This window comes from Flavilitoribacter nigricans DSM 23189 = NBRC 102662, assembly GCF_002646595.1.
In the GTDB taxonomy this organism is placed as follows: domain Bacteria; phylum Bacteroidota; class Bacteroidia; order Chitinophagales; family Saprospiraceae; genus Flavilitoribacter; species Flavilitoribacter nigricans.
In genome coordinates, this window is the sequence record NZ_PDUD01000021.1 from 79,198 (window position 1) to 95,317 (window position 16,120).

The window sequence follows — 16,120 nt, forward strand, 5'->3', positions numbered from 1 at the left end:
TGTTAAGTTGGACACTCTCCTTAACACGTTCATACAAAAACATCACAACACTTAAATCCGTTCTTGTATTCACACCGCAGCCCAACAAAACCTCCCAACATCAACATCTCCACACGTTTCCACATTAGTACCTGCAAACCTCAACACCTCAACACCCTCTTGCAATTCCCTCATTTTTTCAATATATTGACCTATCGACCTACTTGAATAGCATTCTACCGAACATATGCTTTCCTACCTCCGTTTCCAAGGAAATTAAAACCCACGATTTGACATTCAAATCTACTTTACCTTAATCCGCGATCAGCACATTGCGGACAATTCGATTTACTATTTTTCTAATCAATAAAAACCCAATTTCATGGCAGTATTAAAAGTCATTGAGATCCTATCCGATTCCACAACGAGCTGGGAAGACGCTACTAAGCAGGCGATTGAAAGAGCTAATGAATCTGTAAGTAATATTCGCTCGGCCTTTGTGCAGCACCAGACTGTAACCGTTAAGAATGGGAAGGTGGATCAATTCCGCGTCAACCTGAAAGTAACCTTTGAAGTAGGAGAGGCAGGCTAATCAGGCCCTAAACCAAAAAAATTAAGTGGAAGGGTGTTCTCATTTGGAGGGCACCCTTCTTACCTTTGTGGCATGCGCGATATCCTGAACTTTTTATCGAAGCTCACCTGGAAGCGGATCTGGAACGCCGGCCTGGTGGTCAGTTCCTACTACCTCTCGCGGTGGACCGGGAAACCCCGCCAGTGGGGGCAGCCGTTCACGATATCCCTGGAGCCGACCACGGCCTGTAATCTGCGCTGCCCGGAATGCCCCAGCGGTTTAAGGGCTTTTAGCCGACCCACCGGCAATCTGAAGGAAGACTTTTTTCGCCAGACCATTGACGAACTGCACCGCGAACTCCTCTACCTGATCTTCTATTTTCAGGGAGAACCCTACATCAATCCGAATTTTCTGGATATGGTGGCCTACGCTCACCGTAAAGGCATCTATACCATTACTTCCACCAACGGTCATTTTCTGAGTCAGGAGAACGCCCGGCGTACCATCGAGTCCGGACTGGACCGCCTCATCATTTCCGTGGACGGGACCACGCAGGATACCTACGAGAGTTACCGAAAGGAAGGAAAACTGGAAGTGGTACTGCAGGGTGCCCGCAATGTAGTGGCCTGGAAAAAACGGATGAGATCCAGTACGCCGCACATTATTTTTCAGTTCCTGGTGGTCAGACCCAATGAACACCAGATCGCAGAGGTCTACCGGCTCGCGGAGGAGATCGGCATCGATGAGGTGAAGTTAAAAACGGCTCAGGTTTACGATTACGAACAGGGGAATGAACTGATCCCGACCAATGATAAATACTCCCGCTACGCCCGGCAGGAAGACGGTACCTACCGGATCAAGAATTACCTGCTGAACCACTGCTGGAAACTGTGGCATTCCTGTGTGATCACCTGGGATGGCCTGGTGGTTCCCTGTTGCTTTGACAAGGATGCCGAATACCGGCTGGGCGATCTGAAAACAAATTCCTTCCGGGATATCTGGCAAAGTGAAGCTTATCAGGGGTTTCGGGAGCAGCTTTTCCGGGGAAGAGATCAGATCGATATCTGCACCAACTGCACGGAAGGATGTAAGGTTTGGGTAAGCGAATAGGGTAGGACCAACATGGAAGTGGGAAGGTGCACATTTTGCCAAAACGAGCTCACCGAACAGCATTCTTCATAGCAATACATTTCCGCAATTTTATGCCATTTCCCAAAGTTTCTTCCTAACATTTTAAATACTGGCGTTGAACCAAATTGGTTTTCTACACTATCCTAAAAACAAAAAAGTAGGCTTGTGAATAACAATCCACAATAGGTGAATAAAAAAAGAAAGGTATAAGCTTGATTTTTAATAGATTAATTAGCACCTTTGTAATTAAGACCCTTATTAAGTCTGGCATATTAGCGCATTTGAATACTACAATATACTATGACAACCGATTAACCAGGTTGCACATCTTTTCATGCGCGACGACGGCCTAGATCAATACGATAGAGTTACGATTGGTTTAGACCCTTAGAGACAGGTTATTTGGACAGAAATTGACCCGCATTTCCTTGTCACTACGCACGACCAAGTTAATAAGTCAAGCAAATCCTGGAACTTCAGTTTCGAAATGGCAGTGAGCAGTAGATTAATTGCCTTTGTACCCCGAGCGGGGGAGCAGAGCTAACGAAGTACCGGCAGTTTTTAACCCGATAGTAATTTAGAACGAACTAATCCAATTGCAAAATAGTGCAGTACGCACCCAATTTACAAAAGAGCTAAAACAGTAGGGCCATGACACACAAGACTATCATCTCGGGAAGACTGGAATTTGGCAGCAGTCGTAGTTATCAAAAGGTATTGAACATGTTCGAGCACCGCAAGGAGAACTATTATCGCTCGGATATTGCCCTTAATGCTGAAGATATCTTTGTGGAAGAGTCATGCTTCCTGGATATCCCCCGGTTCATTACCCAGACTTCGGAAAAGACCTGGAGAAATACCATCAACCTGCTGCAAACCCTCGCCCAGTTTGCCGTAGCCGGTGATCTGAGTGCCTGGATGACCGATAGTGGGCAGCTGCTGCACCACGTGGTTATTGAGCCTAAAGGCGACAAAACGGCTATCCAGCATTTCCTGCGCGGACGCCAACTGATCAACGAGGAAGGCAAGGAGCAGGAAGCCCGCGACGCGCTGAGCCGGGCCATCGATAAATTTGAAAGACACGCCCTGGCGTACGAGCGCCGTGGTTTCGTCAACTATAAACTGGGTAACTTCAAAGATGCACTGTACGACTACAACAAGAGCATCGATGTTAACCCGGATAAAGCCAATCCATATTTCGGTAAAGCGGTTATTTTCAAAGCACAGGAACGCTGGGAAGAAGCCGTAGAACAGTTCACCCTGGTGACCAAGAAAGCAATGCCATTGGAGCCATTGCACTGGATCGCCCGCCGCATGAAGGGAGAATGCCTCCTGGCTATGGGTAAGGTCGAAGCGGCCAGCCTGGAATTCCGCCTGTTCTCCAACCGCAACTTTACCAAGGACAATCCAAACTACAGCCGTCGTCGTCAGGTTTACTTCCTGTACGCGAAGACCCTGCTGGAACTGGGCCGTAAAGCCGAAGCCCTGCAACAACTGGAAAAAGCTTCCTCCACGGCCATTGGCCGCGAATACGTTTCCGACCAGGAACTGGAAAAATTTCGGGAAGAAAATTTTAATCAGGTGGCCCAGCAGGTGTAAACTTCCTTTGTTAATGCTATAGAGGATTGGTGCAACGACTGAGCACTACGAGCTGTCTTTATGGATATAATTTCATAAAACAAGCCTATAGATGTCGTTCAATCCTTTCAATTTCTCTTTTTCAAAAAACGTTTTTTTATTTTTCCTGCTGACACTACCGGTGGCCCCGGTAGTCGGTCAGGACGGAAATCCAGTAGATAGTCTGTACGAGCTGTCTTTGCGGGACCTGTCTGCATTTGCCCATCAGCTGACGTCCGATGATGAACCGGGCCTGGAGCAGGCCGAAACCATCGTCGAATGGTTTGCGCAACACTTCAACTGGACCTACACCGACTACCAACAGCGAACCATCGAGGAAATACTCGCCCGAAAAGGAGGCAATTGCTACGAGCTGGCCAGGGTTTCCCAGGCTTGCCTGGAATTGCTGGAGGTGCCGATCCGCCGGATTCGGGAGATCAATTTGCACCTGCCTACCCCCCGGCGGCAAGTGGATGCCGAAAAGAAAGTACAGGAACTGGGTGCACGTGCCTCCGTTTTTGGGCATCGCCACAACGACCACGTCTGGCTGGAGATCTACGATCGTGTAAGCGATAGCTGGGTGCCGGCCGATCCCTCACTGGGAGTGGTCGGGATGAGAAAATGGCTGGCGGCCCGCTACGGTTTTGGGAAGCGCTACAGCCTGGATCCCACCTCTGCAGATATGATCGCCCCCTTTGCCGTATTTACCCGGGACGGAGAGGAGTGGATCAACCTGACCCGGAAATACGCCATCGACGGTTTTAATGAATTGTATTACGGACAACTGACGGACCTGGAGTCCTGGCCGAAATGGACGGAAGGCGTGGAAGCGCTGGAGGCCAAAGCGCTCGGTGCTTTCCAGAACAAAACCAATCTGCACCAGCATACCGCCGGGATCAAGGTACTTAGCGAGATCTATCAACAACTTAAGGCTGAATTTCTACAAACGGACCTGGGGCAGATCCATACCGGGATCGATAACTTTTCGGCGGCCCTGATCGCGGGAGAATACGATAAGGTCGTGGGCGCTTACACCGAAGACGGAAAGATCTTTCCGAACAACGCTCCAATTCTGGAGGGTAGTGAACTGATCCGAAACTACTGGACTCCGCGGCCGGGGCGCACCAGCCGTACTGTCCACCACCGCATCATTCCGGAAGAGATACGAATACTGGGGCATGAAGCCTACGACTGGGGGTATTACGAAGGTCGTACCCGACTGGAAGACGGTACCGAAGTCCCCTGGCGGGGGAAATACGTTATCGTTTGGAAAAAGTCGGAAGAGGGAGACTGGAAGATCTATCTGGATATTTGGAATGGGGTAGCGGATTGAATTTTGGCAGCGGAAGGGGCCGATAGGGTAGTGTTACCCAATGGTATAAAAACAGAGCAGCATTTGGCGACGCCAAATGCTGCTCTGTCATATGGATTAATCCTGACTGATCGCGTCCGGATCATCCGGAACGATCGGGATAAGATCAGGGACGAATCGGTTTACCCGCGGTTTTCTCCACACCGCCCGGCGGCGTATGTTCCGTAATGTAGTTGGTGATGAGTCCGTACAGGTGCTTGCGGGTATTCTGCCCTTCGTAGATACCGTGCGAGCGGTTGGGGTAGGCCATCATCTGGAACTGTTTGTTGTGGCGGATCAGTTCGTTGATGACCACTTCGGCGTTCTGGTAATGCACGTTGTCATCACCCGTGCCGTGAACGATCAGCAGGTCCCCTTCCAGGTTTTTGGCGTAGGTCACGGGGGAGCCTTCAATGAAGTCCTCCCGGTTCTCACTCGGCAGCCCCATGTAGCGCTCCTGGTAGATATTATCGTACAGCAACTGGTTGCCGACGGGCGCTACGGAAACTCCGGTCTGGTACAATTCCGGATAGCGGAACAGCAGGTTCAGCGTCATGGAACCACCGCCGCTCCAACCCCAGACGGCGATTCGATCCGGATCGACGAAAGGCCATTTCAGGACTTCACGTGTAGCCATGGCCTGATCCCGCGAATTGATAATGCCGATCTTCCGGTAGATACTTTTTCTCCATTCCCGGCCTTTGAGGGAAGGTGTGCCCCGGTTATCCATCGTGATGATGATGTATCCTTTCTGCGCCATCATTCTATCCCAGAGGGAAACCCAGCTATCTCGGGCGGTCTGTCCGGCCGGTTCGCCGTATACATTGAACAGGATCGGGTATTTCTTTTCCGGATCAAAATCCAGAGGTTTGATCATGCGGCCGTCCATATTCACCCCGTCGGCGGTGGTGATGGTAAAGAATTCTACCGGACTCAACTTCAGCTCCGCCATTTGCTGGCGATAGGTTTTATTATCGATCAGGGTGCGCAGTACTTTGTGGTCCGGCAGACTGATGAATTCGGTAGTCGGCGGCGTATTGGCATTGGACCAGCTATGCACTGCGAATTTACCGTTGGGCGAGATCGTATAACTATGCGTACCGGGCTGATCATCCGGAGTGAGTCGTTTTTTCTTACCGTTTTTCATGGCAACCTGGTACAGGTAGCGCTGTGTAGGATTATCCGGGGAGGCATCCAGATACACGTAATTTTCCTTTTCGTTGATCAGGTACACGGAAGCCAGATCATAGTCTCCCGGCGTCAGCAACTGCTCCTTACCGTCCAGGTCAAAGCGGTAGAGGTGTCGCCAGCCATCTTTTTCGGTGTTGAGCACAAATGACTTACCGCCGGCCAGTTCGTACAGTTCTCCCTGGCGTACACTCACCCATGCCTCGTCCTTTTCGGTATAGATATTTTTCGCTTTCCCCGTCAGAGCATCCGTGAGCCAGATCTTTCTTTCGTTCTGCTTGCGGTTGAGTTGCTGAATCAGGAGTTGATGACTTTCGCCTACCCACTGCATTCGTGGCAAATAGTGCTGGTACGGATCACCGGGAATATCCATCCAGGTGATATCACCACTCGCCAGTTCGATATTCCCGATCTTGGCGGAAGAAGGGGTTTCGCCTACTTTGGGGTACTGCACGGGTATGATCTGACTGTAAATGGAGTCCGTATTATTGATCATCAGGAAGTCCTTGATATCGGTGGCATCGATCTGCCAGAAGGCGATGTGCCGGCCGTCGTAGCTCCAGCGGAATCCGTCGCGGCAGCTAAATTCTTCCTCGTAGGCCCAGTCGAAAGTACCATTGATGATATCTTCCGTACCGTCCGTTGTCAGTTGCCGGATGCGGGTATTGCCGGGATCGAGGCTTTCCACGTAGATATTGTGCTTGCTCACGTAGGCTACGGACTTACCATCCGGAGCAAATTTGGCGAACATCAGGGAAGATTCGGGCAGGTCGGCGCCCAGTTGGGTGAGCGTTTGCGCGTCCCGGTCGTATACCCAGTAATCGCCCCGGGTGTTGGCGCGCCAAACCCGTTCGGTATTGGTAAAGATCAGTAATTTGCTCTGGTCCGTTGACCAGTCGTAATCTGCAATATCGAGCGGTTGTTCGCTGCCGGTGGGTACCAGTTGGGCGGAGGCAATAAGCAGTTCTCCTTCGCCGGTGCGGGAGTCATAGCGCATCAGGTCCTGCCCGGCGCCACTGGCGGATCTTTCGAGTTTCGTGTAGGCCTCGCCCTCTTCAAACCATTTGAACGGGCCTAGATAACCGGTACGAAATTCGCCGGAATAGATACGGTCAAGCGTTAATATTCCCGCATCCTCCTGTGCGTGTAAAGCTGCAACAAATAAGATAAAGCAGCAAAGGCTTAAAATTTTTTTAGTCATCTTGGTGATTGTTTTATAATGGAAAGGGGCGAGTTCGAAATCCGGTAGTGAAGATATAGAATGGTGGGCAATTTTACGGTGTTTGCTTCACCAATCCCAGTCTTCACCCAGCTCTTCGGGTTTTATGGTTATGGTAGCTTTGGTATAATTCCTTTGTTTCTGTCTTTCTAAAACGAGACGGGCGATACCGATATTGGCCGGGTCCGGTGCATCGGGCGCTAAGGCGGCCCGTACCAGTTCTTCTTTTACATCCATGCGATACAACAGGCTGAACAAATGCTCCAACCTGAACTCGATCATATAGGCGACCTGATCGGCTAATATTTCAAATAACTTTTGTTCATCCCACTGCTCTTCATCGATTGATCTTTCGATCTCAAAGTCGCGAATGATTATTTCGCCCGCAGCGCGAATTATTGATTGGTCCTGGGAAGGATTTTCCATGCTTCTCATATTGTCCTGCAAAGATAAGTGAATAAATCCTGGTGGGTAAGTGTAACCATAAATTGCTACAAAAAATACATCTTCTACTAAATTCTTATTATCTTGTTGACTAATTATAATAATTGACAAGCCAGTTTTGACTAGAAATCTAGATTCTAAGTTACTACCTTCAAAATAGCTATAATTGCAAAGTCCTCTGATCAGTATCTATTTAATTAGTATGCAAACCTTTATAAATTAAACCCGTACAGAATACTTATCCTCTCTGCACGTTAATAACTTACACGTATTGCAGCAACACCTGGTACAGACATGGTCTGTAATATTTTCTAAACCCATCTTTATAGGCTCCAATCTGGTCAAAATTCGGTACAAGTCTTAATGGCTCTACCTCAGTGGAAGATATTTTCGGTAATGTTTTACTACCGGGAATGCAATTTTTATTATTCGCCACCTGGCGATTTCTTTCACTAAATCATACAATAATGAAGAAAGACAGCAAGAAGAAAAAAGGAAAGAAAAAGAAGGATAAAAAAGCTAAATCAGTATCTCCTGAATTATCCATGCTAAAAGAATTAACGGAAACCGTACAGAGCATGGCCGGTGAGTTAGAGGAGTTGAAAGAAATAAATAAAGAACTGAAATCCGATCTCAAAAAGATCAAAAAAAAGAATAAAAAGAAGAAGGAAAAAGAACCGGAAGTAGTCACCAAGGTTATGGAACCGCAGGTACTGCCACCGGCCAAACCGAAAGCGAAGCGCACCAGAAAAACGACCGCAGCCAAGGCTAAGGCCGCTCCCGCCGCTGCTTCGGAAACCAAAGCCAAACCAGGACCAAAGCCCAAGGCCAGAAGAGGCCGGAAACCCGGAACGACAACGACCCGCAGAAGTGCTCCGAAAAAAGCAGCTACACCGAATCGTCCGGACAGCCCGGAAGACCTGCGCTTTATCCAGGGATTGGGCGCCAAGATCGAAACCCTGCTGAACGAAAAGGGGGTAAAGTCATTTAACGATCTGGCCAAGGCTTCTCAGACCAGCGTTAAGGGTGTGTTGGAGCATGCCGGCCCGAGATTCAAAAACCAGGATCCGAAACCGCTTATAGAACAGGCTAAACTGGTTAAGCAGGAAAAATGGAAAGAACTGGAAGATTTGCAGGCCGAACTGATGAAGGGAAAGAAAAAACCCGGACCGAAAGCAAGTAAATAATTGTACCCGTTATTGAATTTTCATCCCAACAATTATTCAAAGGATAAACACAAAAATTATTTTTTAAGCCACAATGTTGAGTTGTGGCTTTTTTTATGGTATATCACCGCCAAATGATTACCGACCGCGCCTGGCCAATGATCCGGTAAATTATATGAGATCTGAAGTTCGTCAGAATTTGCGGTTAGAAGTTTTTAATTCTTCGTTTAACTGCCGGAAATTAATTTTTCCGTTCTGCTTTTTTAAATGCTCGATCACGACCAGCGCTTTGTGGATCCGCAGGTCGGAGCTCTTTACTTTGCCAACTATATAAAGCAGATTCCTTTGTTTGCCTGGAGTGAGCGCCTGGAAATGATCATTACCTTCGGGATCCGAAGCCAGCACTTCGGCCAGTTCATCCGGCATGGGCAGCCCGTATTCACTTTCATCCTTTTTTAAACGGACGTCAACCGTTATACCCAGCGTAAGTTTAAGTTTATCACGGATACTTTTATTGAGCATAATAAAATAAGTGCCGTCACCTTTCGGCATCAGGGCGCACTGGAATTCCAATTTATTATTGAGCGTGCAAATGACCCGGCGATCTTTTTGTTCGGCAATGATCGCTTCCGATATATCCACCGGCACGGGTAAATAATAATTCCATAAATTACTGTCCAGTTTGTCGAGGGCGGCGGTGAAATGATCCATGCTGGGTGATATCGTATTTTTTATGTTTGGCTACCGGGAATAAAATTACCAATTATTTTCCCAGGTATCCCGTAGTTTTTCTCCATAAATATCAAACCGGAATGCGATCCGGTTCCAGAAATTTCCTCTTTCGAGCAGGCGATCCTGAATATTTCGTGAATTGATAAGTGGAAAATAAAGTCCGAACCGCCCGTCCATTATTTCCAGAGCGAGTCCTCCGCTCCATATGAACTGATCCGCAAAAGTGGCATTATTTCCCGTCGGCATGGCATTGTCAAAATAACCCAGATCCAGATAGGGACGGATAGGCCACTGGTCGCCAAACGGCAGGTCGGCAGTGAAATTGACAGCCAGAATAAAATTATTACTTTTTCCGAGACTGAAAGCTGGGCTGACGGGAGTCCGAAATCCTCCGTCCCGCTGACTTAGCTGTTGGGACAGGAAGCCCTCCCGTTCACTGCGGCCGAAATAAAAATCGTCATAGCGATAGTCCGTTGCGGCCTGATCGATCAGGCTGAAAGCACCGGGGAAAATGGCCCCGGCCCGGCGTCGGGTATTTTGGAAAAAGCCTCCGACAAAAAGTCGTGTACGGATACTTTTATCGATAGCGTAGTGGAAATGACTCTGCCATTCAACCGACCATTTCAAATAGTTTTGTGGATTGCCGAAGACATCATCGTAAGCCTGTTGCTCCAGTGCAAAGCGGAATTCAAAGGGGTTGACTTCCCGCTTGTTTTGACCGGTATAGGATAACTCGTGGATCAGAGATTGGTCTTTTCGCTTTCCGGTAGTTTCCGTATCCGGGCTTTCGGTCGTTAATCCGATCAGGCGGTAAGCCAGCCCGTGGGAGTAAGTGGAGGCCGGGGAGCGTCGGATATTCAGGGAAATACCAGGTTGCCAGCGTTGGTAGCGAAACTGGCCGAAGGTATCTCGCCGATCGTGGAAAGTGCGGTAATTGACCCCCAGTTCGATCTCACTGAACCAGCCCCGCCGGGGATAGATCCGGTAATCGGCATTACCGATGCCATTCAGCGCGCGGGTACGGAAGCCGTACAGAGGGAGCAGATCAAATTCAAATTGTTTGTGCGGCAGGGTACGATTGTGGAGGAGCATACCAAGCTGCAGGCCGTCGTAATGGTTCCAGCCCAAAGTTGGAAGCACATAGAGACTGGTGTAATGCTCGTTTTCGATCTTGGCGATAGGTGCCAGCCGGAATGTAGACAGTTTCTTAAAGGCTCCTTCGGTTTTGATCTGGTTGTTTTTCCGGTTGATGTCCAGCGTTTGGTGGTGATAATCTAGCACAAAACGATCGTATTCCCCCAGGGGGATCGGGATCTGTTTGGTACCGGTAAAACCCTCGAGCCAGGTGAAAAAGGTGACCTCACCTGCTTGCAGTCCGTAAATCGGAACGGGCGCTGGCATGGCTCCCCGGTTCCGGACTTCAATTATAAATGCAGTATCGGTACGGTTGATGTTTTGGATAGCATAATCAAAAGTCGTGTTGGAATACAGCAGCCCGTTGAACAGCCAGTCGAGCGACTCATCGGTAAATTGTTCCAGACTTTGCCGGAAGTCCTTCGGTTGGGGATGCCGGAATTTCCAGCTGGAATAATAATCCCGTAGCGCCCGATCAAATTTTTCCTCACCCCAGTAGTGATACAACCACCACAGGGTCTTGGCCGGTTTGTAGTAGGCTCCCAGCCAGTAATTGGTGTCCGACAGGTGATCGGAGGGAGTGTCCGGAGCCTGATCGAGTTGCCGGCGGGCCTGCAGGAGGTAGATCAGCTCGGACAGGTCCATATCCGATGGGTCCACCAGAAAATCCGGGATCACCATCTGGCGGGCCGGTGGGTAGTAGGTCTGCATGTACCGCTGTTCGTAAAAAGAGTTCAGGCCTTCGTCCATCCAGGCGTGATCACGTTCGTTGGAGGCAAGAATACTGTAGAACCAGTTGTGGCCGACTTCGTGCGTGATCACCTCATCCAGGCTGTAGGAAGTGCCGGCCAGGTCAATCACGGTTATCATGGGATATTCCATACCTCCGCCGGCACTGAGCGCACTTTGTACCGCGGTAGCCTGCGGATACGGATAATCCCCGAGGAGATCCGAGTAAAACTGTACCGAACGATTAACGTAATCTATGGATTTTCGCCACAGCTGTTCTTCGGTCTTGGTAAACATCGTCCAGGTAGATACGGTACGACCATTTCCCAGCTGCACACTGTCGTGTTGTACCCGGAAGCGCTTATCGGCAAACCAGGCGAAATCATGCACCCGGCTTGCGGTGTACCGGATGGTTTTCCTACTTTCGCTGGAAGCCAGGAATTCCTCGAAAACGTAGCCTTCGTTGGGGCGGACCGGCAGCGAATCCAGGTAGGTGCGGGTTTCGGCTGCTCGCTGCTGCAAAAAGGCTTTTTCGGAAGGGGTTTCCAGATTGCCGGTGGCGCCTACTACATAATTGGCCGGCAGCGTGATCTCAACATCAAAACTGCCGAACTCACTGTAAAACTCCCCCTGGTCCAGATAGGGCATCGGATGCCAGCCGTCGGCATCATAGACGGCCGGTTTCGGATACCACTGGGTGATCTGATAGGATTGGCCCAGGTGCCCGAGCCGGGAGAAAGAAAAAGGGATCTTCACCCAAAAGGGCGTGCGGATTCGGATCGAATCTCCGGCAGCCAGCGGATCCGGTAACCAGAGTTTGGCGATATCGGGATTTTCCGGGTCGAATTCCAGTCGCGCCGGGCGGCCGTCCACCGAAAAATCCAGACTGTCGATAGCACCCAATTGGCTATCTTTGGCATAGTAGAAATCCGTACCGGCGATCCGTTTCTGCTGCTCGGCAAAAGCCGTTGTCTGATCGCGATAAGCATTGGGCCACAGGTGGAACCAGATAAAAGGGAGTGCCTCCGGAGCGTGATTGACGTAGGTGAGGTCCAGCGCACCCCGCAGGGTATGGCGGCGATCATCCAAATCTACCCGGATGCGGTAATGCGTTTCCTGCTGGAAATAAGCGGAGGACTGAGCCGGCAATATTCGAATAGATCCGAAAATCACCAATAGCAAAAATAAATATTTCATGAACCTACATTTGCAAGGTACCAAGTTACAATTCCTCCTACGGAAGCTTTTTACCATGGGTATTATTTTCTGCATTTTCCCCGTTTGGGGCCAGACGGAAGGAGATACTTCCCCTAAAGAACCGGTTTCTTTTCCGGAGGGTTGGGTAGGTATCTGGAAGGGAGATCTAAATATTTTCAACCAATACGGCTATCAGCAGTCACTTCCCATGCAATTGCACATCCTGCCGCTGGATTCCGCCGGGCAATATACCTGGACCATCATTTACGGCGCCGACCTGGAATCCGGCCGCCGGCCCTATGTCCTTAATACCATCGATGCCGAGAAAGGGCATTACGAGATCGATGAGCGAAACTCAATCGCCATGGAAGCTTATTTTCTGGATAATAAGCTGTTCAACCGCTTCACCGTCATGGAAAACCTATTACTCTCCTCAACCGAAATGCGGGACGGGCACCTGGTGTTTGAGATCATTTCCGGGAGTCTGGTTCCTGCCAGTCGCACCGGTGATACGGTAGTGGATGGCGAAAAGATACCACCGGTGGCTACCCTGCCGGTGACGGTTTTGCAGCGGGCGGTTTTGACGCGGGAGTGAATTTTGATTGCATTATCGAAAAATATAATGCAACTTGATAGAGAAATCAATTACGCGCTCTGATGGCAAATTCTTACACCCAAATCTACCTGCAGGTAGTATTTGCAGTCTCCGGACGTCAAAACCTGATCAAACAGTCCTGGAAAGATGAATTGTATAAGTACATGACTACCGTGGTTATGAATAACGGTCATTATCTCCTGGCCATTAACGGTATGCCGGATCATATTCATCTCTTCTTCAGGTATCGGCAAACCGAAACCATTCCCAAATTGATCAGTGAGGTAAAAACTTCTTCTTCTCACTTTATCAAAAAGCGTGGTTTTACGCCCCATGCGTTTAACTGGCAAGGTGGTTATGGGGCTTTTTCCTACAGCCAGAGCCAGGTGAGTCGGGTGATTAATTATATCGAAAGGCAGGAGGTACATCACCGTAAGCAGTCGTTTCGGGAAGAATATAAAAGCTTGCTGGAATCTTTTGAGATTGCTTATCGGGATGAATATTTGTTTGATTTCGATGATGTCTATCGCTGGGAATAAGACGATGGATCAATTGCGTTGCGCTGTATGTCTGGATCTATGACGGTGCGCTGCATGTCTGGAACTATGACGGTGCGCTGCACCTGAAAAATGATGATTGGATCGGTTCTGGAGATAGGGCGGTGCGCTGCACCTTACCATTGCAATATTTTTAAGGGTTATAGATACACAGGTATACCGCATATGGCTATTGATCGGAATAAGGGCCGGCGGCCCGCGCTCTCTCCAACCTCATAATCACCAATATGTAATAGGTGCAGCGCACCGTCCTTTTTGATTATGTCCTTTTTGGGTGATGGATCTATTGCGGTGCGCTGCACCTTTCCGTTGAAATATCTTTTAGGATCATAGACAGGTATACCGCATATGGCTATTGACCGGAATAAGGGCCGGCGGCCCGCACTCTCTCCAACCCAATACAAAATCCTTCCCTCTGGTCCCCAAAAGCAGAAAGGGTGGTTTAACAGATCCGGAAGTGACGAACGGCCCGGCCCGCGTCTAAAACATTTCTCATGCGCTCCGAAGTAAATAGCTTATCTTTGCAAAAATTTGAAGTGCATTATTAAACTGTTCGAAATCAAAAGGTAAAACATGTTTGACGATCGGCCATTATCGGATTGGTTGCCCATTACGGCCAAAGAAGTGGAGGCGAGAGGCTGGGAAGAACTGGACGTCATCCTGATCTCCGGGGATTCCTACGTGGATCATCCGGCATTCGGTACCGCGGTAATTGGTCGTATTCTCGAAAGTGAAGGCCTGCGGATCGCCATTGTGCCCCAGCCCAACTGGCAGGACGATCTGCGCGATTTTAAAAAACTGGGCAAACCCCGCCTGTTCTTTGGCGTGACTTCCGGTTGTATGGATTCGATGGTAAACCACTATACCGCGGCGCGGCGCCGTCGGTCAACCGATGCTTATACGGCCGGAGGGGAAGCCGGTTTTCGTCCGGATTACGCCACAACGGTTTACACCAAAGCCCTGAAAAAACTTTTCCCGGATGTGCCCGTGCTGATCGGAGGCATCGAAGCTTCCCTGCGCCGGGTAACCCATTACGATTACTGGGAAGATAAATTGTTTCCCAATATTCTGACCATGAGTGGCGCCGACATGCTGGTGTACGGTATGGGAGAATTGCCGCTCCGGGAAATTGTGCGCCTGCTCAAACGGGGCGTGCCTTTTGAGAATCTGACCACTATTCCGCAGACGGCCGTACTGACCCCTCGCCACGAGGAATTGCCCGTCAATAAGAATTGGGAGGACTTTATTCTCAGTTCCCACGAGCGTTGCCTGCGGGATAAACGTTCTTATGCGGCCAACTTCAAACACATTGAGCAGGAATCCAATAAAGTAAACGCCCGCCGCCTGATCCAGGGAGTAGGGGATCACAATTTGATCGTCAATCCGCCCTATCCACCGATGAGTGAGGAGCAGATCGACTCGTCCTTTGACTTACCGTATACGCGTCTGCCGCATCCGAAATACAAAAAACGCGGCTCTATCCCGGCTTACGAGATGATCCGTTTTTCGGTGAATATGCACCGCGGTTGTTTCGGGGGGTGCAGCTTTTGCACGATTTCTGCCCACCAGGGGAAATTTATTGCCAGCCGCTCGGAGGAATCGATCCTGAAGGAGGTGGATAAGGTGACGAAAATGCCCGATTTCAAAGGATACATCAGTGATCTGGGCGGTCCGTCGGCGAATATGTACCGCATGAAGGGTAAAGTGCAGGAGATCTGTGACCGTTGCGTGAGCCCGTCCTGCATTCATCCGGTCATTTGCAGTAACCTGGATACGAGTCACAAACCGATGACGGAACTTTACCGGAAGGTGGATGCGCATCCGGAAGTGAAAAAGGCCTTTGTGGGTAGCGGGATCCGATATGACCTGTTGGTGGACAGTTATAATAAAAATAACGACGGCAGTCTGGACGAATACATGGAACAGGTGGTGACCTGCCATATCAGCGGCCGCCTGAAAGTTGCGCCGGAACACACTTCGGATAATACCTTGCGCGTGATGCGTAAGCCTTCTTTCAAACACTTCCACGAATTCAAGAAAAAGTACGACTACTACAATAAGAAGCACGGCCTGGATCAACCGCTGATCCCTTATTTTATTTCCAGCCACCCCGGCTCCCAGGCGGAAGACATGGCCAATCTGGCCGCTGAAACCAAGGACATGGGCTTCAAGCTGGAGCAGGTGCAGGATTTTACGCCCACTCCGATGACGGTCGCTACCGTTATTTACCATACCGGGCTGCATCCGTATACCCTGAAACCGGTTTATACCGCAAAAAGTGAAAAGGAGAAAAAGAAACAACACATGTTCTTCTTCTGGCACAAGCGGGAAAACCACCAGCAGATCCGCGACCAGCTCAAAAGCCTGGGACGGGAAGATCTGATCGAGAAACTGATCGGAGATAAAAAGAAATACCAAAAGCAGGAGGCCATTAAGACCCGGAGTAAAGGGCGGGAAAAATTCAACAGCCGGAGACAGAAGAAACGGCGGAAAAAATAGCCCCGGAAACT

The 16,120-nt window shown here is 49.5% G+C and carries 12 protein-coding genes; 8 read left to right on the top strand and 4 right to left on the bottom strand.

Annotated features, from left to right (window positions below; genetic code table 11):
- Positions 1-361: 361 nt before the first annotated feature.
- The 4 genes from CRP01_RS15775 to CRP01_RS15790 all read left to right on the top strand — a co-directional run bounded on the left by CRP01_RS15775 (position 362) and on the right by CRP01_RS15790 (position 4,631).
- A complete protein-coding gene (locus tag CRP01_RS15775) occupies positions 362-571 on the top strand; it encodes a dodecin family protein (protein WP_099151034.1) in 210 nt (69 codons plus the stop codon).
- A gap of 72 nt (positions 572-643) precedes the next feature.
- Complete coding sequence (locus CRP01_RS15780; protein ID WP_099151035.1) at positions 644-1,660, top strand: SPASM domain-containing protein; 1,017 nt, start codon at positions 644-646, stop codon at positions 1,658-1,660.
- A 672-nt stretch (positions 1,661-2,332) separates the two neighbouring features.
- The gene (locus CRP01_RS15785; RefSeq protein ID WP_099151036.1) at positions 2,333-3,280 is read left to right on the top strand and encodes a tetratricopeptide repeat protein; all 948 of its coding nucleotides are present in this window, start codon (positions 2,333-2,335) and stop codon (positions 3,278-3,280) included.
- Between the two features lie 91 nt (positions 3,281-3,371).
- Positions 3,372-4,631, top strand: coding sequence for a DUF4440 domain-containing protein (locus CRP01_RS15790; protein ID WP_099151037.1), 1,260 nt, complete (start codon positions 3,372-3,374; stop codon positions 4,629-4,631).
- A 145-nt stretch (positions 4,632-4,776) separates the two neighbouring features.
- On the opposite strand, the gene CRP01_RS15795 is transcribed toward CRP01_RS15790, so the two are convergent.
- On the bottom strand, positions 4,777-7,038 hold the full coding sequence (locus tag CRP01_RS15795; RefSeq protein ID WP_099151038.1) for a S9 family peptidase: 2,262 nt from the start codon (positions 7,036-7,038) through the stop codon (positions 4,777-4,779).
- A gap of 87 nt (positions 7,039-7,125) precedes the next feature.
- Entirely contained in the window at positions 7,126-7,482 is a 357-nt protein-coding gene (locus CRP01_RS15800; protein WP_143473400.1) for a hypothetical protein, read from the bottom strand.
- 485 nt (positions 7,483-7,967) lie between these two features.
- Here CRP01_RS15800 and CRP01_RS15805 point away from each other — a divergent pair, with 485 nt between their 5' ends.
- Entirely contained in the window at positions 7,968-8,687 is a 720-nt protein-coding gene (locus tag CRP01_RS15805; RefSeq protein WP_099151040.1) for a hypothetical protein, read from the top strand.
- Between the two features lie 171 nt (positions 8,688-8,858).
- Here the strand turns inward: CRP01_RS15805 and CRP01_RS15810 are convergent, their stop codons facing one another.
- Together CRP01_RS15810 and CRP01_RS15815 are read right to left on the bottom strand one after the other, a co-directional pair.
- Positions 8,859-9,377, bottom strand: a complete 519-nt coding sequence (locus tag CRP01_RS15810; RefSeq protein WP_099151041.1) for a YdeI/OmpD-associated family protein — start codon at positions 9,375-9,377, stop codon at positions 8,859-8,861.
- Between the two features lie 45 nt (positions 9,378-9,422).
- Positions 9,423-12,458, bottom strand: coding sequence for a M1 family metallopeptidase (locus CRP01_RS15815; RefSeq protein ID WP_099151042.1), 3,036 nt, complete (start codon positions 12,456-12,458; stop codon positions 9,423-9,425).
- On the opposite strand from CRP01_RS15815, the gene CRP01_RS15820 reads away from it, so the two are divergent.
- The 3 genes from CRP01_RS15820 (at position 12,457) to CRP01_RS15830 (ending at position 16,109) form a co-directional block, all read left to right on the top strand.
- Positions 12,457-13,053: a hypothetical protein gene (locus CRP01_RS15820; RefSeq protein ID WP_099151043.1), complete on the top strand. Its 597-nt coding sequence runs from the start codon at positions 12,457-12,459 to the stop codon at positions 13,051-13,053. The genes CRP01_RS15815 and CRP01_RS15820 overlap by 2 nt on opposite strands.
- A gap of 62 nt (positions 13,054-13,115) precedes the next feature.
- Entirely contained in the window at positions 13,116-13,592 is a 477-nt protein-coding gene (locus CRP01_RS15825) for a transposase (RefSeq protein ID WP_099151044.1), read from the top strand.
- A gap of 591 nt (positions 13,593-14,183) precedes the next feature.
- Entirely contained in the window at positions 14,184-16,109 is a 1,926-nt protein-coding gene (locus CRP01_RS15830; RefSeq protein WP_099151045.1) for a YgiQ family radical SAM protein, read from the top strand.
- The last annotated feature ends 11 nt before the right edge of the window (positions 16,110-16,120 follow it).

Excerpts from the sequence above, each read along its gene's own strand:
- CRP01_RS15805 (WP_099151040.1), top strand. The coding sequence starts at position 7,968 with ATGAAGAAAGACAGCAAGAAGAAAAAAGGAAAGAAAAAGAAGGATAAA.
- CRP01_RS15790 (WP_099151037.1), top strand. The coding sequence starts at position 3,372 with ATGTCGTTCAATCCTTTCAATTTCTCTTTTTCAAAAAACGTTTTTTTA.
- CRP01_RS15830 (WP_099151045.1), top strand. The coding sequence starts at position 14,184 with ATGTTTGACGATCGGCCATTATCGGATTGGTTGCCCATTACGGCCAAA.
- CRP01_RS15800 (WP_143473400.1), bottom strand. The coding sequence starts at position 7,482 with ATGGAAAATCCTTCCCAGGACCAATCAATAATTCGCGCTGCGGGCGAA.
- CRP01_RS15795 (WP_099151038.1), bottom strand. The coding sequence starts at position 7,038 with ATGACTAAAAAAATTTTAAGCCTTTGCTGCTTTATCTTATTTGTTGCA.
- CRP01_RS15785 (WP_099151036.1), top strand. The coding sequence starts at position 2,333 with ATGACACACAAGACTATCATCTCGGGAAGACTGGAATTTGGCAGCAGT.
- CRP01_RS15820 (WP_099151043.1), top strand. The coding sequence starts at position 12,457 with ATGAACCTACATTTGCAAGGTACCAAGTTACAATTCCTCCTACGGAAG.
- CRP01_RS15775 (WP_099151034.1), top strand. The coding sequence starts at position 362 with ATGGCAGTATTAAAAGTCATTGAGATCCTATCCGATTCCACAACGAGC.
- CRP01_RS15780 (WP_099151035.1), top strand. The coding sequence starts at position 644 with ATGCGCGATATCCTGAACTTTTTATCGAAGCTCACCTGGAAGCGGATC.
- CRP01_RS15825 (WP_099151044.1), top strand. The coding sequence starts at position 13,116 with ATGGCAAATTCTTACACCCAAATCTACCTGCAGGTAGTATTTGCAGTC.
- CRP01_RS15815 (WP_099151042.1), bottom strand. The coding sequence starts at position 12,458 with ATGAAATATTTATTTTTGCTATTGGTGATTTTCGGATCTATTCGAATA.
- CRP01_RS15810 (WP_099151041.1), bottom strand. The coding sequence starts at position 9,377 with ATGGATCATTTCACCGCCGCCCTCGACAAACTGGACAGTAATTTATGG.